The sequence below is a fragment of the Streptomyces sp. NRRL F-5122 genome (assembly GCF_001507435.1).
Taxonomy (GTDB): Bacteria; Actinomycetota; Actinomycetes; order Streptomycetales; family Streptomycetaceae; genus Streptomyces; species Streptomyces lannensis.
On record NZ_LMWH01000246.1, the window covers coordinates 20,241 to 41,076 of the forward strand.

Annotated in this window: 17 protein-coding genes; 13 read left to right on the plus strand and 4 right to left on the minus strand. The window is 71.3% G+C overall.

Features of this window, described 5'->3' with window-relative positions; translation table 11 throughout:
* The first annotated feature begins 17 nt into the window (after positions 1-17).
* Both ADL25_RS29890 and mmpA read left to right on the plus strand, forming a co-directional pair.
* Positions 18-740 carry an endonuclease V gene (locus tag ADL25_RS29890; protein WP_059131023.1) on the plus strand — a complete coding sequence of 241 codons (723 nt, stop codon included), beginning with the start codon at positions 18-20 and terminating at the stop codon, positions 738-740.
* 48 nt (positions 741-788) lie between these two features.
* Complete coding sequence (gene mmpA, locus ADL25_RS29895; RefSeq protein ID WP_181923209.1) at positions 789-935, plus strand: morphogenic membrane protein MmpA; 147 nt, start codon at positions 789-791, stop codon at positions 933-935.
* Between the two features lie 71 nt (positions 936-1,006).
* Here mmpA and ADL25_RS29900 read toward each other — a convergent pair whose 3' ends face one another.
* Positions 1,007-2,182 carry a saccharopine dehydrogenase family protein gene (locus tag ADL25_RS29900; protein WP_059130987.1) on the minus strand — a complete coding sequence of 392 codons (1,176 nt, stop codon included), beginning with the start codon at positions 2,180-2,182 and terminating at the stop codon, positions 1,007-1,009.
* 204 nt (positions 2,183-2,386) lie between these two features.
* Between ADL25_RS29900 and ADL25_RS29905 the strand changes: the two genes are divergently transcribed.
* The 4 genes from ADL25_RS29905 to ADL25_RS29920 all read left to right on the plus strand — a co-directional run bounded on the left by ADL25_RS29905 (position 2,387) and on the right by ADL25_RS29920 (position 8,379).
* Positions 2,387-3,523, plus strand: a complete 1,137-nt coding sequence (locus ADL25_RS29905; protein ID WP_059130988.1) for a CaiB/BaiF CoA transferase family protein — start codon at positions 2,387-2,389, stop codon at positions 3,521-3,523.
* 259 nt (positions 3,524-3,782) lie between these two features.
* Positions 3,783-4,925 carry an acyl-CoA dehydrogenase family protein gene (locus ADL25_RS29910; RefSeq protein ID WP_059130989.1) on the plus strand — a complete coding sequence of 381 codons (1,143 nt, stop codon included), beginning with the start codon at positions 3,783-3,785 and terminating at the stop codon, positions 4,923-4,925.
* A gap of 21 nt (positions 4,926-4,946) precedes the next feature.
* Positions 4,947-6,161 carry an acetyl-CoA C-acetyltransferase gene (locus tag ADL25_RS29915; protein WP_059130990.1) on the plus strand — a complete coding sequence of 405 codons (1,215 nt, stop codon included), beginning with the start codon at positions 4,947-4,949 and terminating at the stop codon, positions 6,159-6,161.
* Positions 6,162-6,192: 31 nt separating this feature from the next.
* Entirely contained in the window at positions 6,193-8,379 is a 2,187-nt protein-coding gene (locus ADL25_RS29920; protein ID WP_059130991.1) for a 3-hydroxyacyl-CoA dehydrogenase NAD-binding domain-containing protein, read from the plus strand.
* Between the two features lie 21 nt (positions 8,380-8,400).
* Here the strand turns inward: ADL25_RS29920 and ADL25_RS29925 are convergent, their stop codons facing one another.
* Positions 8,401-9,114: a MerR family transcriptional regulator gene (locus ADL25_RS29925; RefSeq protein WP_234381089.1), complete on the minus strand. Its 714-nt coding sequence runs from the start codon at positions 9,112-9,114 to the stop codon at positions 8,401-8,403.
* Between the two features lie 253 nt (positions 9,115-9,367).
* On the opposite strand from ADL25_RS29925, the gene ADL25_RS29930 reads away from it, so the two are divergent.
* From ADL25_RS29930 to ADL25_RS29940, 3 genes are read left to right on the plus strand one after another with little or no spacing between them, the layout of a single operon-like run.
* Positions 9,368-10,834 (plus strand): amino acid permease, encoded by a 1,467-nt coding sequence (locus ADL25_RS29930; RefSeq protein ID WP_059130993.1) that lies wholly within the window; start codon positions 9,368-9,370, stop codon positions 10,832-10,834.
* A gap of 43 nt (positions 10,835-10,877) precedes the next feature.
* On the plus strand, positions 10,878-11,369 hold the full coding sequence (locus ADL25_RS29935; protein ID WP_059130994.1) for a macro domain-containing protein: 492 nt from the start codon (positions 10,878-10,880) through the stop codon (positions 11,367-11,369).
* The gene (locus ADL25_RS29940) at positions 11,366-12,283 is read left to right on the plus strand and encodes an adenosine kinase (protein ID WP_059130995.1); all 918 of its coding nucleotides are present in this window, start codon (positions 11,366-11,368) and stop codon (positions 12,281-12,283) included. The genes ADL25_RS29935 and ADL25_RS29940 overlap by 4 nt, the downstream gene beginning before the upstream one ends.
* A gap of 39 nt (positions 12,284-12,322) precedes the next feature.
* Here the strand turns inward: ADL25_RS29940 and ADL25_RS29945 are convergent, their stop codons facing one another.
* On the minus strand, positions 12,323-13,816 hold the full coding sequence (locus ADL25_RS29945) for a M1 family metallopeptidase (RefSeq protein ID WP_059130996.1): 1,494 nt from the start codon (positions 13,814-13,816) through the stop codon (positions 12,323-12,325).
* Between the two features lie 218 nt (positions 13,817-14,034).
* Here ADL25_RS29945 and ADL25_RS29950 point away from each other — a divergent pair, with 218 nt between their 5' ends.
* Positions 14,035-15,990, plus strand: a complete 1,956-nt coding sequence (locus tag ADL25_RS29950) for a Xaa-Pro dipeptidyl-peptidase (RefSeq protein WP_059130997.1) — start codon at positions 14,035-14,037, stop codon at positions 15,988-15,990.
* Between the two features lie 39 nt (positions 15,991-16,029).
* Here the strand turns inward: ADL25_RS29950 and ADL25_RS29955 are convergent, their stop codons facing one another.
* Positions 16,030-16,992: an FAD-dependent oxidoreductase gene (locus ADL25_RS29955; RefSeq protein ID WP_107116738.1), complete on the minus strand. Its 963-nt coding sequence runs from the start codon at positions 16,990-16,992 to the stop codon at positions 16,030-16,032.
* 66 nt (positions 16,993-17,058) lie between these two features.
* Between ADL25_RS29955 and ADL25_RS29960 the strand changes: the two genes are divergently transcribed.
* The 3 genes from ADL25_RS29960 to ADL25_RS29970 all read left to right on the plus strand — a co-directional run bounded on the left by ADL25_RS29960 (position 17,059) and on the right by ADL25_RS29970 (position 20,822).
* Complete coding sequence (locus ADL25_RS29960; protein WP_059130999.1) at positions 17,059-18,078, plus strand: hypothetical protein; 1,020 nt, start codon at positions 17,059-17,061, stop codon at positions 18,076-18,078.
* 85 nt (positions 18,079-18,163) lie between these two features.
* On the plus strand, positions 18,164-19,807 hold the full coding sequence (locus ADL25_RS29965; RefSeq protein ID WP_059131000.1) for an ABC-F family ATP-binding cassette domain-containing protein: 1,644 nt from the start codon (positions 18,164-18,166) through the stop codon (positions 19,805-19,807).
* A 169-nt stretch (positions 19,808-19,976) separates the two neighbouring features.
* Positions 19,977-20,822: an LLM class flavin-dependent oxidoreductase gene (locus ADL25_RS29970; protein WP_059131001.1), complete on the plus strand. Its 846-nt coding sequence runs from the start codon at positions 19,977-19,979 to the stop codon at positions 20,820-20,822.
* The last annotated feature ends 14 nt before the right edge of the window (positions 20,823-20,836 follow it).

Consider the following 20,836-nt stretch of genomic DNA (forward strand, 5'->3'; position numbering starts at 1 on the left):
GTACGCTCGACACCATCATGACGACCGTACGCATCCCCGAGGACTGGCCCACTACAGAAGCGCAAGCACGCGCCGTACAGGACGAGTTGCGCGACCGGGTCGTCCTCGACGAGCCGGGGCCGCCGCCCGGGACCGGCCGGGTGACGGGGGTCGACGTGGCCTACGACGACGAGCGGGGCGCGGTCGCGGCGGCGGCCGTGGTCCTGGACGCGGCCACGCTCGCCGTGGTCGCGCAGGCCACCGCCGTCGGCAGGGTCTCCTTCCCGTACGTCCCCGGACTGCTGGCGTTCCGTGAGATCCCCACGGTCCTGGCGGCGCTTGAGGCTCTGCACCAGGACCCCGGGTTGGTCGTCTGCGACGGCTACGGCCTCGCTCATCCGCGCCGCTTCGGCCTGGCCAGCCACCTCGGTGTGCTCACCGGGCTGCCCACTGTCGGCGTGGCCAAGAACCCGTTCACCTTCGCCTACGTGGAGCCGGCCGCCCCGCGCGGCAGCACGGCCCCTCTGCTCGCGGGTGCCGACGAGGTCGGCCGGGCGGTGCGCACCCAGGCGGGCGTCAAGCCGGTGTTCGTCTCCGTGGGACACCGGGTGAGCCTCGACACCGCCTGCGCCCACACCCTCGCGCTCGCGCCGAAGTACCGCGTACCCGAATCGACCCGACGTGCCGACGCCCTGTGCCGGGAGGCGCTCAAGGAGGCGGTCGCCCGGCCCGGCGGCCGGTCGCCCGAGTACGGGAACTGAGTATCCGTACGGATGCGGCCGGGTCGTCCCGGCCCGGAGGCTGGGCGCATGACGACACATCGCGCCCCCGAGAGCACGAACGAACCCGCCGCGCCCGTCGAGCGCGGCGTGCGGGTCGCGTTGCTCCTCGCCGTCTTCACCGGGCTCGCCTGGACGGGCGGGATGATCTACACCGTCCTCACCTGGCCTCTGTAGGGCACCGGGGCCTGTCGTTCGGATCACGCCGGCGTCGCGGGGCGTGGCACACGCGTCCGCCACGACGGGTCCTAGCGGCGGTCCGCCGTTCGGAAGGTGATGCCCGCCGCGCAGAGCCGGTCGATCAGCGCTTCACCCATCGCCTGGGCGGTCGTGACCTGGCCGGACGTGGACGGCAGGTCGTCCAGGGCCAGAGACAGAGCCGACTCGGCGAACATCTTGGCCGTCTCGTCGTACCCCGGGTCGCCGCCCGCGACCTCCGTGAACACGCGCCGCCCGCCGCCCTCACCCACGAACCGCACCGAGAACCAGCTCCTGGCCCGCCGCTCGGTACTCGGGCCGTCTCCGGGGCGCAGCCGCCCGGACAGCCAACGCCGGGCGGGCGGCAGCTGGGCGGCCGCGAACAGGGCGCCCGCGGTCCCGACGCCGCCCAGCGCATAGGGCAGGGTCTCGACGGCCGCGTAGTGCCGGTAGCGGAAGTCGGGCCCGTACTGCTCGAGCGCCCGTGCCGACCGGCGCACCACCTGGGCGTCGATGGTGGGCAGCGGCAGCGCCCACGCCCCGACCTCCTTGGCGAAGCGCGGTGCGCCGAGCGGCGCCTGCGCCCGGCGGCCCAGCAGGCGCGGCTCGTGGCGTCCGCGATCCCGGGCCGCGGCCAGCATCTGCGGTCCCCGCGCGAGCTGGCCGAGCGCGGAGGCGAAGGTGCCGCCCGAGAACATGGCCTGCGCCCGGACGTACCCGTCGACCGTCAGCGGCACCCCTTCGGGGAGCTGCCGCACGGTGAAGTACGCCCCGAGGTCGTGCGGGACGGAGTCGAACCCGCAGGAGTGCACGATCCGAGCCCCGGTCTCCCGCGCGCGTGCGTCGTGCCGCACGTACATGAGGTCGACGAATTCCGCCTCACCGGACAGGTCCAGATAGTCGGTGCCCGCGTCGGCGCAGGCGGCCACGAGTTCCTCGCCGTACTCCAGATAGGGGCCGACGGTGGTGGCCAGCACCCGCGCGCGGCGGGCGAGAGCGCGCAGCGATTCCGGATCGGAGACATCCGCCTGGAGTACACCCGGGTCACTGCCGCCGGGCAGCCGTTCCCGCAGCCGCTCGAGCTTCTCGGCGCTGCGGCCCGCGATCGCCCAGCGCACTCCCTCGGGGGTGTGCGCGGCAAGATACTCCGCGGTCAGCGCGCCGACGAAGCCCGTGGCTCCGAACAGCACGATGTCGTACGCGCGATCCGTTTTCAGCCTGCTCATGACACCTCTCCGCCCGCGCCGTTGTCGGTGGCCGAGGCTAGCGTGAGCGGTGAGCGGTCGGACGAGGAGGTGGGTGCGCGGGCGAGCCGGCGGTCTCTGTGACGCACTTGACTAAGCGCTTGCTCGTGAGGGTATTGCCCCTCCCGCCGCCCGTTCATAACATCATCGATGTCACATCAGTTGTGTCACGTACCTGGGGGCCAGATGGCAGTGACAGGGACGCCGGGGCACGGCCCCCTCGCCGGCGTGCGCGTCGTGGAGCTCGCGGGCATCGGGCCCGGCCCGTTCGCGGCCATGCTCCTGGCCGACCTCGGCGCCGACGTCGTCCGTGTGGACCGTCCGAACGGAACAGGGCTCGCGATCGATCCCGCGTACGACGTCACCAACCGGAACAAGCGGTCCGTGATCGTCGACCTGAAGACCGCGGACGGCGCGGCCACGGTGCTCGAGCTGGTGGAACGCGCCGACATCGTCATCGAGGGCTACCGGCCCGGCGTGGCCGAACGCCTCGGTGTCGGCCCCGGGACCTGCCACGCCCGCAACCCACGCCTCGTCTACGGCCGTATGACCGGCTGGGGTCAGGAAGGGCCGCTCGCCCCGCGCGCCGGACACGACATCGCCTACATCGCCCTCACCGGCACCCTCGGCATGATCGGGGACCCCGACGCGCCACCCGCAGTCCCCGCGAACCTCGTCGGCGACTACGCGGGCGGTTCCCTCTATCTGGTCGTCGGCCTGCTCGCCGCGCTCCACCACGCGCGTGCGACGGGCACCGGCCAGGTCGTGGACGCGGCCATCGTCGACGGCACGGCACATCTGTCCTCGATGATCCACGGAATGCTCGCCGCCGGCGGCTGGCAGGACCGTCGCCGCGCCAACCTGCTGGACGGCGGCTGCCCGTTCTACGGCACCTACGAGACGGCCGACGGGCAGTACATGGCGGTCGGTGCCCTGGAGCGGCAGTTCTACGAGGAGTTCGTCGCCCTGCTCGGCATCGGGGACAGGGCTCCGGACCGCGAGGACGTCACCCGCTGGGACGAGTTGCGGGAGCAGGTCGCGGCATGTTTCAAGACCCGCACCCGCGACGAGTGGACGGCGGTCTTCGAAGGCTCCGACGCATGCGTGGCCCCCGTCCTTTCGCTGCGCGAAGCCCCCGGGCATCCCCATCTCGCCGCCCGCGGCACCTTCACCGAGCACGGCGGAATCACCCAGCCGGCCCCCGCACCGCGCTTCTCCGCCACCCCCGCGTCGGTGCGCAGCGGACCCGCGCGGCCCGGAGCCGGCACCGCGGACGTGGCGCGCGAGTGGGACGTGCCCAGACTGCTCCGGGACGGCGGCTGATGGCGTCCACGACCCTTCTCGGCCGCACGGCGGCCCCTCGGCAGTCCGTCGACAAGGTCCGCCGGCTCGAAGAGACCGTGCGAACCGGCCTCGCCGTCCCTGCCGACCTCCTCCGCGAGCCGGGAAGCTGTGTCCAGGCGCGTGTCGAGGGCCCTGCGCGCCACCGGGATCGAGATGCTGAACATCGCGCCGCCGGGCCGGGATCCGGCCCGGCCGGCCGAAACCGCCGGGAACCGGCTGCGAGGAGGACGTGCACCCCATGAAGCGGCAGATCTACACCGCGGAGCACGAGGCGTTCCGCGAGACCGTGCGCGTGTTCCTCGCCAAGGAGGTGCTGCCGCACTACGAGCGGTGGGAGAGGGACGGCGTCGTCTCCCGCGCCGTCTGGCGGGCGGCCGGGAAGCAGGGGCTGCTCGGACTCGCCGTACCGGAGGAGTACGGAGGCGGCGGCACCCCGGACTTCCGCTACAGCGCCGTCCTGGTGGAGGAGTTCACGCGCGCCGGCGCCTCGGGGCTCGCGATCGGGCTGCACAACGACATCATCGGCCCGTATCTGACGGGCCTGGCCACCGAGGAGCAGAAGCGCCGCTGGCTGCCCGGCTTCTGCGACGGCTCGATCATCACGGCAATCGCCATGACCGAGCCAGGGGCCGGTTCCGACCTCCAGGGCATAAGGACCCGGGCCGAGGACAAGGGCGACCACTGGCTGCTCAACGGCTCCAAGACCTTCATCTCCAACGGGATCCTCGCCGACCTGGTGATCGTCGTGGCGAAGACGACTCCCGAGGGCGGGGCGCACGGGCTGTCGCTGCTCGTCGTCGAGCGTGGGGCGGAGGGCTTCGAACGCGGCCGCAACCTCGACAAGATCGGCCAGAAGGCGCAGGACACGGCCGAGTTGTTCTTCCACGACGTGCGGGTGCCCAAGGACAACCTGCTCGGCGACCTGCACGGCGCCTTCAGGCACCTGATGACGAACCTGGCGCAGGAGCGGCTGAACATCGCCGTCGCCGGTATCGCCGCTGCCGAGCACCTGCTGGAGATCACCACCGAGTACGTGAAGGAACGCGAGGCCTTCGGGCGGCCGCTCGCCAGACTTCAGCACATCCGCTTCGAGGTGGCGGAGATGGCGACCGAGTGCGCCGTCACCCGCGCCTTCCTCGATCGCTGCATCGCCGACCACGCGGACGGCGGACTCGACGCCGTGCACGCCTCCATGGCCAAGTGGTGGGCGACCGAACTGCAGAAGCGGGTCGCGGACCGCTGTCTCCAGCTGCACGGCGGCTACGGCTACATGACGGAGCACCGCGTGGCCAGGGCCTTCACCGACGGCCGCATCCAGACCATCTACGGCGGGACCACCGAGATCATGAAGGAGATCATCGGACGTTCCCTGCTCGGCTGACCCTCCCCGAAAGGCTTACCAGTGAGCACCGAAGCGTATGTGTACGACGCGATCCGCACCCCGCGCGGTCGCGGCAAGGCCAACGGCGCCCTGCACGGCACCAAGCCCATCGACCTGGTGACCGGACTCATCCACGAGGTCCGGCGGCGGTTCCCCGACCTCGATCCGGCCGCCGTCGACGACATCGTGCTCGGTGTCGTGGGCCCGGTCGGCGACCAGGGCTCCGACATCGCCCGTATCGCAGCCATCGCCGCCGGACTGCCCGACTCCGTGGCGGGCGTCCAGGAGAACCGCTTCTGTGCGTCCGGTCTCGAGGCCGTCAACATGGCCGCCGCCAAGATCCGCTCGGGCTGGGAGGACCTCGTCCTGGCGGGCGGCGTGGAGTCGATGTCACGGGTGCCCATGGCCTCCGACGGCGGCGCCTGGTTCGCCGACCCGATGACCAACATGGCCACCAACTTCGTGCCGCAGGGCATCGGCGCCGACCTCATCGCCACCATCGAGGGCTTCTCCCGGCGGGACGTCGACGAGTACGCGGCCCTGTCACAGGAGCGTGCCGCGGCCGCCTGGAAGGACGGCCGCTTCGAGAAGTCCGTGGTACCGGTCACGGACCGCAGCGGCCTTGTCGTCCTCGACCACGACGAGCACATGCGGCCGGGTACGACGGCCGACTCCCTGGCCAAGCTGAAGCCGTCCTTCGCGGACATCGGCGAACTCGGCGGATTCGACGCCGTGGCGCTCCAGAAGTACCACTGGGTCGAGCAGATCGACCACGTCCACCACGCGGGCAACTCCTCGGGCATCGTGGACGGCGCGGCACTGGTCGCCATCGGTTCCAAGGAGGTCGGCGAGCGGTACGGGCTGCGGCCGCGGGCACGGATCGTCTCCGCCGCGGTGTCCGGCTCCGAGCCGACGATCATGCTGACCGGCCCCGCGCCCGCCACCCGTAAGGCGCTCGCCAAGGCGGGGCTGACGATCGACGACATCGACCTCGTCGAGATCAACGAGGCGTTCGCCGCGGTCGTGCTGCGCTTCGTCAAGGACATGGGGATCTCGCTGGACAAGGTCAACGTCAACGGCGGTGCCATCGCCCTCGGCCACCCGCTCGGTGCGACCGGCGCCATGATCCTCGGCACGCTGGTGGACGAACTGGAGCGGCAGGACAAGCGGTACGGCCTCGCCACGCTGTGCGTGGGTGGCGGGATGGGCATCGCCACCGTCGTCGAACGCGTCTGACTTTCCCCAACGGATCCTACGGAGCACCCTGATGAGCACTGAGTCCACCACCATCCGCTGGGAGCAGGACGACAGCGGGATCGTCACCCTCGTCCTGGACGACCCCAACCAGTCCGCGAACACCATGAACCAGGCGTTCAAGGACTCGATCGCGGCGATCGCCGAGCGTGCCGAGGCCGAGAAGGACTCCATCCGCGGCATCATCTACACCTCCGCCAAGAAGACCTTCTTCGCGGGCGGCGACCTGAAGGACATGATGAAGGTCGGGCCGGCCGAGGCCCGGCAGGCGTTCGACACCGGCACCGCGATCAAGAGTTCCCTGCGACGCATCGAGACCCTCGGCAAGCCGGTCGTCGCGGCCATCAACGGCGCGGCCCTCGGCGGCGGTTACGAGATCGCCCTCGCCTCCCACCACCGCATCGCCCTGGACGCTCCCGGCTCCAAGATCGGCCTGCCCGAGGTCACCCTCGGTCTGCTGCCGGCCGGCGGCGGTGTCACCCGCACCGTACGCCTCATGGGCATCGCCGACGCCCTGTTGAAGGTGCTCCTCCAGGGCACCCAGTACGCGCCGCGGCGCGCCCTGGAGAACGGCCTGGTGCACGAGGTGGCCACCACCGTCGAGGAGATGCTCGAGAGGGCCCGCGCCTTCATCGACGCCCACCCCGAGTCCCGGCAGCCCTGGGATCAGCCGGGCTACAAGATCCCGGGCGGTACGCCGTCCAACCCGAAGTTCGCGGCCAACCTGCCCGCGTTCCCGGCCAATCTGAAGAAGCAGCTGAACGGCGCTCCCTACCCCGCCCCGCGCAACATCCTCGCGGCCGCGGTGGAGGGCTCCCAGGTCGACTTCGAGACCGCCCTGACCATCGAGGCGCGCTACTTCACCGAGCTGGTCACCGGGCAGACCGCGAAGAACATGATCCAGGCGTTCTTCTTCGACCTCCAGGCAGTCAACTCCGGCGCCAACCGGCCGAAGGGCGTCGAGCCCCGGCAGGTCCGCAAGGTCGCCGTGCTGGGCGCCGGGATGATGGGCGCGGGCATCGCCTACTCGTGCGCCCGCGCGGGCATCGAGGTCGTCCTGAAGGACGTGTCGCTGGAAGCGGCCGTCAAGGGCAAGGAGTACTCCGAGAAGCTGTGCGCCAAGGCGGTCGGCAGGGGGCGTACGACCCAGGAGAAGGCGAACGCCCTGCTCGCCCGCATCACGCCCACCGCCGAGGCGGCCGACCTCGCGGGCTGTGACGCCGTCATCGAGGCGGTGTTCGAGGACTCTACGCTCAAGCACAAGGTGTTCCAGGAGATCGAGAACGTCGTCGAGCCGGACGCGCTGCTGTGCTCCAACACTTCGACGCTGCCGATCACCGCGCTGGCCGAGGGTGTGCAGCGGCAGTCCGACTTCATCGGGCTGCACTTCTTCTCGCCCGTCGACAAGATGCCGCTCGTCGAGATCATCAAGGGGAAGCGGACCGGCGAGGAGGCACTGGCCCGTGCCTTCGACCTGGTCCGCCAGATCAACAAGACGCCGATCGTCGTCAACGACTCGCGCGGCTTCTTCACCTCCCGGGTGATCGGGCACTTCATCAACGAGGGCGTCGCCATGGTCGGAGAGGGCATCGAGCCCGCGTCCGTCGAGCAGGCGGCGGCCCAGGCCGGCTACCCGGCCAAGGTCCTCTCCCTGATGGACGAGCTGACGCTGACCCTGCCGCGGAAGATCCGCAACGAGTCCAGGCGGGCCGTCGAGGAGTCGGGCGGCACCTGGACCCCGCACCCGGCCGAGGCCGTCATCGACCGCATGGTCGACGAGTTCGGCCGGCCCGGCCGCAGCGGGGGCGCCGGCTTCTACGAGTACGGCGAGGACGGCAAGCGCGGGCGGCTGTGGCCGGGCCTGCGGGAGCACTTCACCGAGCCGGGCCGCACGATCCCGTTCGAGGACATGCAGGAGCGCATGCTGTTCTCCGAGGCGCTGGACACCGTCCGGCTCCTGGAGGAGGGCGTGCTGACGTCCGTCGCCGACGCCAACATCGGCTCGATCTTCGGCATCGGCTTCCCCGGCTGGACCGGTGGTGTCCTGCAGTACATCAACGGCTACGCCGACGGCGCCGGTCTCCCCGCCTTCGTGGCCCGTGCCCGGGAGCTCGCCGAGCGGTACGGCGAGCGGTTCACCCCGCCCGCGCTGCTGGTGGAGAAGGCGGACAAGGGCGAGCGGTTCACCGACGCGGGCTGACACGGGCCGGGGCGCACGGGGTCACAGGTCCCCGTGCGGTCCCGTCTCCGGGAGCCATTTGCGCAGCTCCTCCCTCAGGGAGCGCTGGAAGGTGGTGAGCAGGGCCTGCACCACCAGCGGATGCATATGGGCGGACAGTGACTTCACGGCCGTGGAGTCACTGTCCGCGACCGCGTCGCGGAACAGGCACGACAGCTCGTGCGCCGCCGCCCGCGAATGTTCGATGAGCACGCCGCGGGCCGCGAGGATCGTCTCGAGGCCGAAGGGCACGTCGAGGAGCTGGACGCCGAGCCGGAGGAGCCCCGGGTCCACGAGGTACGCGCCGTCGCGCGGCACGGCCACGTTCATCGCCGTGAGCCGCTCCAGTTCCTCCTCGCCGAGCGGCCGTCCCGCCCGGCGTTCGAGCTCCTCGCGGGTCATCGTCTCCGTCGCGTCCGGCGCCCAGGACGCGACGACGGCGCGGTGGATGGCCAGGTCCCTGGGGGACAGGTCTCCCGGAAGCTGCTGCATATAGCGCTCGATGGCCGCCAGCGTCATGCCCTGGCGCTGCAACTCCTCGATGAGCGCAAGCCGGGCCAGGTGCCCGGAACCGTAGTGCCCCACCCGCCGCGGGCCGATCACGGGCGGCGGCAGCAGGCCCTTGGCGCTGTAGAAGCGAACGGTGCGGACCGTGACCCCGGCCCGTGCGGCCAGCTCGTCGACGGTGAGTGCCGGCTCCTCGGTCTCGGTCGTCATGTGCAGCAGTATCGCTGTCCCACCACTGCTGTGACACCTGAGCGGGTGCTGCATGGCAACGTGACCGCCAGGTGACGCCAAGATGGACTTCGTGTGAGAAGTGCCCCCATGTGACGTGCACCATCGCATGCCCGGCGATCTTCGGGGGAAGGTGGCGCCTTGGTCTGCGCCACGTCAGGGGTGGCCCGGGCCGAGCCCCATCCGGACACCCGCAGCAGCTGAGCGACGGGCGCACCAGAGAGTAGATCCACTCGTGAGCAAGGACGCCGTGAACACGGCCGCGGTCCCATCCCAGCGCGATGCGGCCCGGACGCCCGCGGACGCCGGCGACGCCGGTTACAGCAAGGACCTCAAGGCCCGCCACGTCAACATGATCGCGATCGGCGGCGCCATCGGGACCGGACTCTTCCTTGGCGCCGGCGGACGACTGCACAGCGCGGGTCCGGCCCTCGCCCTGGCCTATCTGGTCTGCGGTGTCTTCGCCTTCTTCGTGGTCCGCGCCCTCGGTGAGCTGGTCCTGTACCGGCCGTCGTCCGGGTCCTTCGTGTCGTACGCCCGCGAGTTCCTCGGCGAGAAGGGCGCGTACGTCGCCGGCTGGATGTACTTCCTCAACTGGTCGACGACCGGCATCGCGGACATCACCGCCATCGCGCTCTACACGCACTACTGGAGCTTCTTCACCTCCGTCCCGCAGTGGGTGCTCGCCCTCATCGCGCTCGCGGTGGTGCTGGCGGTGAACCTGATCTCGGTGAAGATCTTCGGTGAGATGGAGTTCTGGTTCGCGATCATCAAGGTCGCCACGCTGGTGTGCTTCATGTTCGTCGGCATCTTCCTGCTGTCCACGCAGCACGACGTGGACGGCACCAAGCCGGGTCTGAGCGTGATCACCGGCCACGGCGGGATCCTTCCGCACGGGGTCATGCCCGTCGTCATCGTCATGCAGGGCGTGATCTTCGCCTACGCGGCCCTGGAACTGGTCGGCGTCGCCGCCGGCGAGACCGACCGGCCGGAGAAGGTCGTACCGCGCGCCGTGAACTCGATCATGTGGCGCGTGGGCCTCTTCTACGTCGGCTCGGTGGTGCTGCTCGCGCTGCTGCTGCCCGGCTCGGTGTACTCGGCGGACCAGAGCCCGTTCGTCACCGTGCTGTCGAAGATCGGCGTCCAGGGCGCGGGAGACGTGATGAACCTGGTCGTGCTGACCGCCGCGATGTCCTCGCTGAACTCGGGCCTGTACTCCACCGGCCGCATCCTGCGCTCCATGGCCGTGGCGGGCTCGGCGCCGAGGTTCACGGCACGGATGAACCGCAGCCAGGTGCCCTACGGCGGCATCCTGCTCACCTGCGCGGTGTGCGTCCTCGGCGTCGCCCTGAACTACTTCGTGCCGAGCCGGGCCTTCGAGATCGTGCTGAACGTGGCCTCGCTCGGTGTCATCAGCACCTGGGTGATCATCATGGTCTGCCACCTGGCCTTCGTGCGCCGCGCCCGGGAGGGCCGGCTCACCCGGCCGTCCTTCCGGCTGCCCGGCAGCCCGGTCACCGAGATCGTCACCATCGCCTTCCTGCTGGCCGTGCTCGGCCTGATGTGGAACGACCCCGACGTCGGCCGCAAGACGCTGATGCTCGTCCCCGTGATCGCCGTCATGCTCGTCGGCGGCTGGTTCGCACTGCGCCGGCGCATCGCGAAGGCGGCGGACAGGGAGCTGACCGGGTTCACGCAGTAGCAGCTCACCGGCCGCTGTCAGTGGTGGTCCCTACGGTGGCGTCATGTCGGAGATCCTGTATGTCCGGGGTGACGCCACCATGCCGTCGGGCGAGGGCGCGAAGGTGGTCGCCCATGTGTGCAACGACGTCGGGCGCTGGGGGCGCGGCTTCGTGACGGCGGTCTCGGAGCGCTGGCCGGAGCCGGAAGCGGCGTACCGCGCCTGGTACCGGGCCCGGGAGACGAACGACTTCGGTCTGGGCGCCGTCCAGGTCGTCCGGGTCGAGACCGACGTGTGGGTGGCCAATCTGATCGGGCAGCGGGGGATACGCAGGCGCGGCCGCGGGACCGTACCCGTGCGGTACGAGGCGATCGACACGGCACTGGCGGCGCTGGCCCCTCGGGCGCTGGACCTCGGCGCCCGCGTCCATATGCCGCGCATAGGGTGTGGGCTCGCCGGGGGCACATGGTCCCGCGTGGAGCCGTTGATCAGCCAGCGGCTCCTGAAGCGTGGCGTGCACGTGACCGTGTACGACCCGGGGGAGGAGCCGGAGTGAGCCGGGACACCGATGTGCTCGTCGTGGGCGGGGCCGGGGTGGACACCATCGTGTACGTGCCGGAACTGCCGCTCCCGTATGCGGACAGTTACATGATCCGGTCCGGGATCGAGACCAGGGCCGGGCAGACCGGGGACTTCGTGGCGCTGGGGCTGAGCGCCCTCGGGCTTCGCACCCATCACCTCGACATGCTCGGCGACGACCCCGAGGGCGAACTGGTCCGTGCCCTGCACCGCGACCGGGGCGTCGGGCTCACCGTGATACCCCAGCCCGCCGGCACGAAGCGCGCCGTCAACCTCGTCGGCCCGGACGGGCGGCGGCTGTCCCTGTACGACGCGAGCCGTTCGCACGGAGAGGACCGGTTCCCCGAGCCGGTGCTCCGGGCGCTGGCGGACGGCAGCCGGCACGTCCATGTCGCGATCACCCATCCGGCCGCCCACGCATTGCCCGTGCTCCGGGAGGCGGGGGTGACCCTGTCCACCGATCTGCACGACTGGGACGGCGAGGATGCGTATCACGAGCCATTCGCCCGCGCCGCGGACGTCGTCTTCGTGTCCACCGCCCGTCTCACCGATCCGGAGCGGACCATGCGGCACCTCGTGGAGCGCGGCCGGGCGCGGATCGTCGTCGCCACGGCCGGAGCCGAGGGGGCGTACCTCCTGGCCGACGACGAGGTGACCCATGTCCCTGCCGTGGCCCCGCCCGCCCCGGTGGTGGACTCCAACGGCGCGGGCGACTCCTTCGCGGCCGGCTTCCTCTTCGGCCTTCTCAGCGGGGAGCCGCCCCGGCGGTGCGCGCTCTACGGCGCGGTGGCCGGGGCTCACGCCTGTACGGTGCCGGCGACGCGGACGGCGGCGGCGGGCCGGGAAGAACTGCTGACCCGGGCGGCGGAGGCGGAGTCGGCCCTGCGGTGAGGCGGCGCGGGCGCCCGGCCCACGCCGCCCGGGTCGGCATCAGCCTCCGTGCACGTCGTTCGTCGCCTCGATCCTCTTCCACGACTTCGGCGGTATGGGGGCGGTGGCGCGCTGCGCGACTGCCGCGCCCTGTGCCGCGGGTGCGGCGGGCTTCGTCGGCTGGAACAGCCAGGTGTCGAAGAGTTCGCCCAACGGCTTCCCCGACACCTTCTGCGCGTACGCCCGGAAGTCCGCGACCGAGGCGTTGCCGTACGCGTGCTTCTTCGGCCAGCCCTTCAGGACGGCGAAGAACGCGTCGTCCCCGATCTCGTTCCGCAGTGCCTGCACGGCGAGCGCGCCCCGGTCGTACACCGCGATGTCGAACTGGTTGTCCGGCCCCGGGTCACCCGGCGCGACGGTCCAGAAGGCGTCGTCGGCCGGATGCGAGGCGTACACGTAGTCCGCCAGCTCCTGCGCGGTGCCCTCGCCCTCGTGCTCGGACCACAGCCACTGGGCGTAGCGTGCGAACCCCTCGTTGATCCAGATGTCCTTCCAGCCCTTCAGCGACACGTCGTCGCCGAACCACTGGTGCGCCAGTTCGTGCACGACCACGGACGTGTTCGAGCCGCCTGCGAACTGCCGGGGGCTGTAGTACACACGGGTCTGTGTCTCCAGCGCGTATCCGGTGGTCGTGTCGGGGACGTACCCGCCGACCGAGTTGAAGGGATACGGCCCGAAGTAGCCGGTCAGCCAGTCGACGATCTCGCCGGTCCGCTCCACGCTCGCCCGGGCGGCGCCGTCGTCGGCACCGAGGTCCTTGCTGTAGGCGTTGACGACCGGGACGCCGTTGGACGTCTTCCCCGTCGTGATGTCGAACCTGCCGATCGCCAGCGTGGTGAGATAGGTCGCCTGCGGCTTGTCGGAGCGCCAGTTGTACCGGGTCGTACCGGGCCCGGAGACGGTCGACTGCAGCGTGCCGTTCGAGATCGCCTGTGTGCCCTGCGGCACCGCCACCGACACGTCGTAGGTCGCCTTGTCGAGCGGATGATCGTTGCTGGGGAACCACCACCACGCGGACTCGGGCTCGTCGGCCGCGACCGCGCCGTCCGGGGTGCGGTGCCAGGTGGAGAAGCCGTACGCGCTCTTCGTGGACGGCACCCCGCTGTACCGCACCACGACGGTGATCGCGGTGCCCTTCGGCAGTGCACGGGCCGGGGTGATCTCCAGTTCGTGCTGTCCGGACGTGGTGAACGCCGCCTTCGCGCCGTTCACCCGGACCTCGCTCACATCGAGCAGGAAGTCCAGGTCGAACCGGGACAGGTTCTGCGTGGTGGTGGCGAGGAGGGTCGTCGTGCCCTCCAGTTCGTCCGTCTGCGGCCGATAGGTGAGCCGGATGTCGTAGTGGGAGACGTCGTAGCCGCCGTTGCCGTAGTACGGGTAGTAGGAGTCGCCGATACCCGGTGCGCCGGGCCGGTCGTCGGCGGCCGATGCCGGGATCGCCAGCAACAAGGAAGCCGCCGCGAGCGCGCCCGGGGCGATGAGTCTGCGGTGCACGAGAGCTCCAAGTCATAGGGGCACGAGATCGGTTCGGACCCTATTCAGTCCCCGCCCGCCTGAGCATGTCCATGGCGCCCCCTGTCACACGATCGCCATTCGGCCGTCATGGGCCACGGCGTCCCTCGGGACTCTCCCGGCCGTTGCAGCCGCTGCCGTCCGGCAGGTCGTCAGTTGCCCTCTTCTGCACGGGAGTTGACCCATGTACCGTCCCGCGCATGCCGAAACGTACGCGCTTCACGATCTGGAGACCACTCGCGACGGCGGCCACGGCCGCCCTGCTGGCCGCCTTCCTCACGCCGTCGGCCGCCCACGGCGCGCCACGGGAGAGCCGGCCCGTGTACTCGTACGAGAACGCCATCCGTGAGTCCGTCTGGGTGGACACCGGCCTGGACGGCGACGGCGACGGCCGGACCGACCGGGTCGCCGTCGACATCGTCCGGCCGCGCGAACCCGCAGCCCAGGGGCGCCGAATCCCCGTGATCATGGATGCCAGCCCGTACTACTCCTGCTGCGGGCGCGGCAACGAGAGCCAGACGAAGACCTACGACGCCGCGGGCCATGTCGTCCAGATGCCGCTCTTCTACGACAACTACTTCGTGCCGCGCGGCTACGCCTTCGTCGGGGTCGACCTGGCCGGAACCAACCGCTCCGACGGCTGTGTCGACGTCGGCGGCCGCTCCGACATCCAGTCCGCCAAGGCGGTCGTCGACTGGCTGAACGGCCGCGCCAAGGGTTACACCACCCGCACCGGTGCGACCACGGCGAAGGCGACCTGGACCGACGGCAGCACCGGCATGATCGGCAAGAGCTGGGACGGCACCATCGCCAACGGCGTCGCGGCCACCGGCGTCAAGGGCCTGAAGACCATCGTGCCGATCAGCGCCATCTCCTCCTGGTACGACTACTACTTCGCCAAGGGCGCACCCCTGTACGACTCAGGCCCCGACTGGCTCGCCGACTACGTCGACAGCCCCGACGCCCGCGCCCGGTGCGCCGCCGTGCAGCAGAAGCTCGTCGAGGGAGCACCGCGCACCGGTGACTGGACGCCGCAGTGGACCGAGCGCGACTACGTGAAGGACGCCGCCAAGGTCCGGGCCAGCGTCTTCCTCGTGCACGGCATGCAGGACCTCAACGTCCGCACCAAGCACCTCGGTCAGTGGTGGAACGCGCTGGCGAAGAACGGCGTCGAGCGCAAGATCTGGCTCTCCCAGACCGGGCACGTCGACCCCTTCGACTACCGGCGCACGGAGTGGGTGGACACCCTGCACCGCTGGTTCGACCACGAGCTCCTCGGCTACGACAACGGCATCGACCGCGAGCCCATGGCCGACATCGAACGCCACCCCGACCAGTGGTCCACCTCGGCCGTCTGGCCGCCGCGGGACACGGCGACCACCACCCTGCGGCCGGGCCGGGGCACCACGGCGGGCGTCGGCACCCTCGGGCTGCGGACCGGCAAGGGCACCGAGACGTTCACCGACGATCCGAAGCTGAGCGAGACCGACTGGGCCGCACACATCGACGAGTCCACCCCGGGCAAGGCCGGCTTCCTCACCGCGCCCCTGTCGAGGGACCTGCGGGTCTCCGGCTCCTCCACGGTCACCGTCACCGTGACACCGACCACCCCCACCGCCCATCTCTCCGCGGTGCTGGTCGATCTCGGGCCCGACACCATCCGGGACTACGCCGACTCCGGCGAGGGCATCACAACGCTCACCGACCGCACCTGCTGGGGTGCGAGCACGACGGGCGACAGCGCCTGTTTCAGGGCCACCCAGGCCAAGAGGACCGACGTGGGCTCCACGGTGTTCAGCCGCGGCTGGGCCGACCTCGGCAACTACGCCTCGGACCGCAAGGGCGTCCCGCTCACCCCGGGCAGGGCGTACACGATCACACTCGACCTGGCCGCAACCGACCACGTCGTCCCGAAGGGCCACCGGCTCGCGCTGATCGTCGCGGGCACCGACCGGGATCTCATCGACCCACCGGCCGACACCCCCACCCTGACCGTGGACCTGTCCCGTACGAGCGCCCGTGTTCCGCTGGTCGGTGGGGCGGCGGCCTTCGACCGCGCCGCCTCGGGCTCCCCCGCGTCCGCGCCCGGGTCCGCCGCCCGGGACGGTGTACGGACCCCGCACACCGCCCACCGGGTTCCGGGGGACGTCCGGTGACCATGCCGCGCACGCCGGCGATGCACCGCTGACGGTACGTCAGGCGGCCGGGCCCGCCAGCCCGGCCGCCCGACGCGCACACCCCCACGCCACCGTGACGCCCGCACCCCCGTGCCCGTAGTTGTGCACCACCGTCCCGCCGCCGGGCAGCACCTCGCGTTCCAGCCGGACGGTGTCGCGGGCCGGTCGCAGCCCCACCCGGTGCTGGAGGACGCGGGCTCCCGCGATCTCGGGCCGTACCGCCGAGCACCGCGCCACGATCTCCGCTGCCGTACGCGGATCGGGTGTCAGCGACCAGTCGTCCTCCTCGGCGGTGCCGCCCAGGATCAGCCCGCCCGGCTGGGGGAGGATGTACGTGCTGGCCTTAGCCGAGTGGTCCACCGAGGTGAGCCAGGTCGTGATCCCGGGGTTCTCCACCACGACGAGCTGCCCGCGTACCGGATGCACCAGGGGATCCCCGGCCAGCTCGCGAGCCCCCAGGCCGGTGCAGTTGACCACGACCGGTGCCTCGGCGGCCGGCTCCGCCAGATCCGTGACGGCCCGTTCCTCGGCCCTACCGCCGGCCCGCAGCAACTGCTCACGCAACCAGGGAAGATGAGTCGACATGTCGATCAGGGGGAGCTGTCCCCACAGCCCGGTTCCCGGGTACTCGGCGTCCGTGGCGGCCCGCAGACCGTCGATGCCCGCGGCCCACGCCCCGAGCCCGTCCAGGCGTGTCTCACCGTGTACGCCCTCGACCAGGCGTACGCCCGTCTCCTCGGGCCGCTCCGCCAGTTCCCGGTACACGGCGAGTGATTCCAGAGCCCAGTCGCCGACGAGGGACTCGGGCCGGATCCGGTAGGGCCACCACAGTGCTCCGGCGACCGCCGAGGTGGCCCGCTCGGCGGGTTCCCTCGCCCACACCCGTACCCGCCGGCCGCTCCTGGCCAGGACGATCGCCGTCGTCAAACCGATGACGCCGCCGCCGACCACGATCACATCACCGCTCTGGTCTCTCGTCACGCGGGGACGCTAGCCGAATGTGCGCTGCCGCGCTCACTGCACCGCGAGTGCGGGGATACTCACCACATGTCTGCCGAGTACGCGACCTTCGGCCTGGCGCCGGCGATGCGCGCCGGTGGCGTCCTCGCCAACGGTGACCGTCAAGTGCACCGGGACTTCATGGACTTCGTCGTGGACGGACGTCCGCTGCTGTTCCGGCTCCCCGACCTGGACGCCGTCTCCCCGCTCGCCTCCGACCTACCGCCCGCCGTCCTCACCGCCCAGGTGCGCGCCCTGCTGCTGGAGACCGGCGCACCTCTCGCCGGCGGTCGCCACATCATCTACGGCTGCCCGGAGTGCGCGGAGCTGGCCTGCGGCGCCGTCACCGCGGTGATCGAGAACGACGGTGACGACGTCGTCTGGCGGGACTTCGTCCGGCAGAGCGACGAGCGGGTGGACCTGGAGCTGAACGGCTACCCGGGAACAGGGCCGTTCCGCTTCCACGGCGAGGAGTACCGCCGTGCCCTGCGTGCCCTGCTCGACGGCGGTGCGGCCGAACGGAGCCGGGTGCTGCTGATCGGCCCGCGCGTCGCCGGCCCGGCCCGGCTCGCCGCCGCGCTGCGGACCATCGGCATCGGTGCGGACATCACGCAGGACGCCACGGACGTGCCCGCCGAGGAACTCCGCGGGTACGACGCGGTCGTCTTCGGGGACGCGGTCGGCGAACGGGAACGCGCCGGCGTCCGGGACTCGTTCGAGCGCGCAGGGGTCGAGGTGGCGTACGTCGACGGACCGGCCCCCGTCGTTCCGCTCCTCGTCGCCCAGGTCGAGCAGGCGCTGGACCGCAACCCGCCGCAGCGGCGCCGGCTCGTCCGCCTGACGGCCGCCGACGGCACGGCGGACCTCGAGGTCGGTGCCACCTGCCGGGTCGGCCTCACCACGTACCGCCAGGACCGACTGCACCGCGTCCACATCCGTGAGGTCTTCGACGGAATGCTGGCGACGGGCCGCCATCGCATCGCCCTCGGCCCGAGGGCCACCAAGGGGGAGGCCTACGTGGTGGCCAGGACGTCCGCCGGAGTGCTGGTGGCGGCGGTGGCGAGCTGAGCGGCCCGGAGCGGCGCCCTGCGGTCCGGCCCGAGGCTCCTGCCGTTGGGACCGCCGTCCCGCGCTCGTTAGGATCGGCGGTCTGATGACTGCCACTCTTGTCGCCAAGGACCTCACCGCCGGGCACGGTGATCGTTCGCTCTTCTCCGGGCTCGACCTCGTCGTCGCGCCCGGGGACGTGATCGGGCTCGTCGGTGCCAACGGGGCCGGCAAGTCCACCCTGCTGCGGATGCTCGCCGGAGTGCTCGCCCCGGAGCGGGGGGAACTGCGCCTGTCCCCGCCGACCGCGACGGTCGGCCACCTCCCGCAGGAGCCGGACCGCAGGCCGGGCGAGACGGTACGCGCGTTTCTGGCGCGCCGCACCGGTGTGGCCGAGGCGCAGCGTCTGATGGACGAGGCGACACAGGGGCTCGTCGACGGGACGCCCGGGGCCGACGACGCGTACGCCGAGAACCTGGAGCGCTGGCTCGGCCTCGGCGGTGCGGACCTGGACGAACGTGCCGAGGAGGTCGCAGACTCCCTCGGCCTGGGCGTCGGTCTCGACCAGCGGATGACCGCCCTGTCCGGCGGCCAGGCGGCCCGTGCCGGCCTCGCCTCGCTGCTGCTGTCCCGCTACGACGTGTTCCTGCTGGACGAGCCCACGAACGACCTCGATCTCGACGGTCTGGAGCGCCTGGAGCACTTCGTCGCGGGGCTGCGGGCCGGCACGGTGGTCGTCAGCCACGACCGCGAGTTCCTCACCCGCACGGCCACCAAGGTCCTCGAGCTGGACCTCGCGCAGCGGCAGATCAATCTGTACGGCGGTGGCTACGAGGCCTACCTGGAGGAGCGGGAGACGGCGCGCAGGCACGCGCGCGAGGACTACGAGGAGTACGCCGACAAGAAGTCCGCCCTCCAGGACCGGGCCCAGATGCAGCGGTCCTGGATGGACAAGGGGGTCAGGAACGCGCGGCGCAAGTCGGGCAACGACAACGACAAGATCGGCCGCAAGTTCCGCAGCGAGGCCAGCGAGAAGCAGGCCGCGAAAGCCCGGCAGACGCAGCGCATGATCGAGCGCCTCGAAGTCGTCGAGGAACCCCGCAAGGAGTGGGAGCTGCGCATGGAGATCGCGGCGGCTCCCCGTTCGGGTTCCGTCGTGGCCACGCTGCGGGACGCGCAGGTGCGGCACGGCGACTTCACGTTCGGTCCGGTGTCGCTGCAGCTCGACTGGGCGGACCGGGTGGCGGTGACCGGTGCCAACGGCTCGGGCAAGTCGACGCTGCTCGGCGCGCTGCTCGGCCGTGTCCCGCTGGACTCGGGCCATGCCGCCCTCGGTTCGGGGGTCCTGGTCGGCGAGGTCGACCAGGCGCGCGGGCTCTTCCACGGCCCCGAGACCCTGCTGGACGCGTTCAGTGCCGCCGTCCCCGACACGGAGCCGGTCGAGGTGCGTACGCTGCTCGCCAAGTTCGGCCTGAAGACGGAACACGTCCTGCGCCCGGCCTCGACCCTTTCCCCGGGCGAGCGCACGCGGGCCGCACTGGCCCTTCTCCAGGGCAGGGGCGTGAACCTCCTCGTCCTCGACGAGCCGACGAACCACCTCGATCTCCCGGCCATCGAGCAGCTGGAATCGGCCCTGGACTCCTACGGGGGCACTCTGCTCCTGGTCACCCACGACCGCCGGATGCTGGATGCCGTCCAGGTGAACCGCCGCCTGGAGGTGGCGGACGGCAAGGTGACGGAACACCGGTGACCGCGCGGCCGTAATCGGCTTGTTCCGCCGGAGGCGTGCGCCCTACGGTGAGTCCACTTCGACGAGACGCTCCCCCGGAGTACGCCGCAGAGCGGGAACGTCCCACCTCGGTGAGGTGCCGGAGGGGCGGCAGCAGTCTTTGCCGACCCTTCCTCCCGGAGGTCTCCTCATGCACATCGGTATCGGCCTGCCCATCGGCGACCCGACCGCATTGATCGACTGGGCGCGGCGCGCCGACGCAGGGCCCTTCAGCACCCTCGGCCTGCTCGACCGGCTCGTCTACGACAACCCCGAACCGCTGGTGGCGCTCGCCGTACTCGCCGGAGCCACCTCGCGCATCCGGGTGCAGACCGAGGTACTGCTCGCTCCGCTGCGCGACACCGCCCTGCTCGCCAAGCAGGCCGCCACCGTGGACCGGATGACCGATGGCCGTCTGGTTCTCGGTCTCGGCATCGGCGGCCGGCACGACGACCACAGGGCCACGGGCGTCGACATCCGGACCCGGGGCCGGCGCCTCGACGAACAGATGAGGGTGCTGCGCCGGCTGTGGGCCGGCGAGCCGCACGGCCAGGGCGTCGGCCCCATCGGTCCCCTGCCGGCCCGTCCCGGTGGACCGGAGGTGCTCTTCGGCGGCTTCAAGCCCGTCGCGCTCGAACGCGTCGCGCGGTGGGGCGACGGGTTCCTCGCCGCCGCTCCGCCCTCCTGGGCGGGCGGCCTGTTCGACACGGTCCGCCGCTTCTGGCACGAGTACGGCCGTGAGGGGGAGCCCCGCATCGTCGCGCAGATCAACGTCGCCCTCGGACCGGAAGAGCTGATCGACGAGGCCCGGGCGGCGATGCGGGCCTATTACGCCTTCACCGGCATGGCCGACCGGATGGCCGCCGGCATGCTCACCACACGGGTGGAGATCCGCGACGCGATCACCGGATTCGCCGACCTCGGCGCCGACGAGGTCATGCTCTACTGCTACGGCCTCGACCCGGCCCAGGTGGACCGGCTCGCCGACGTCCTGTGAGGCCCCCTGACACA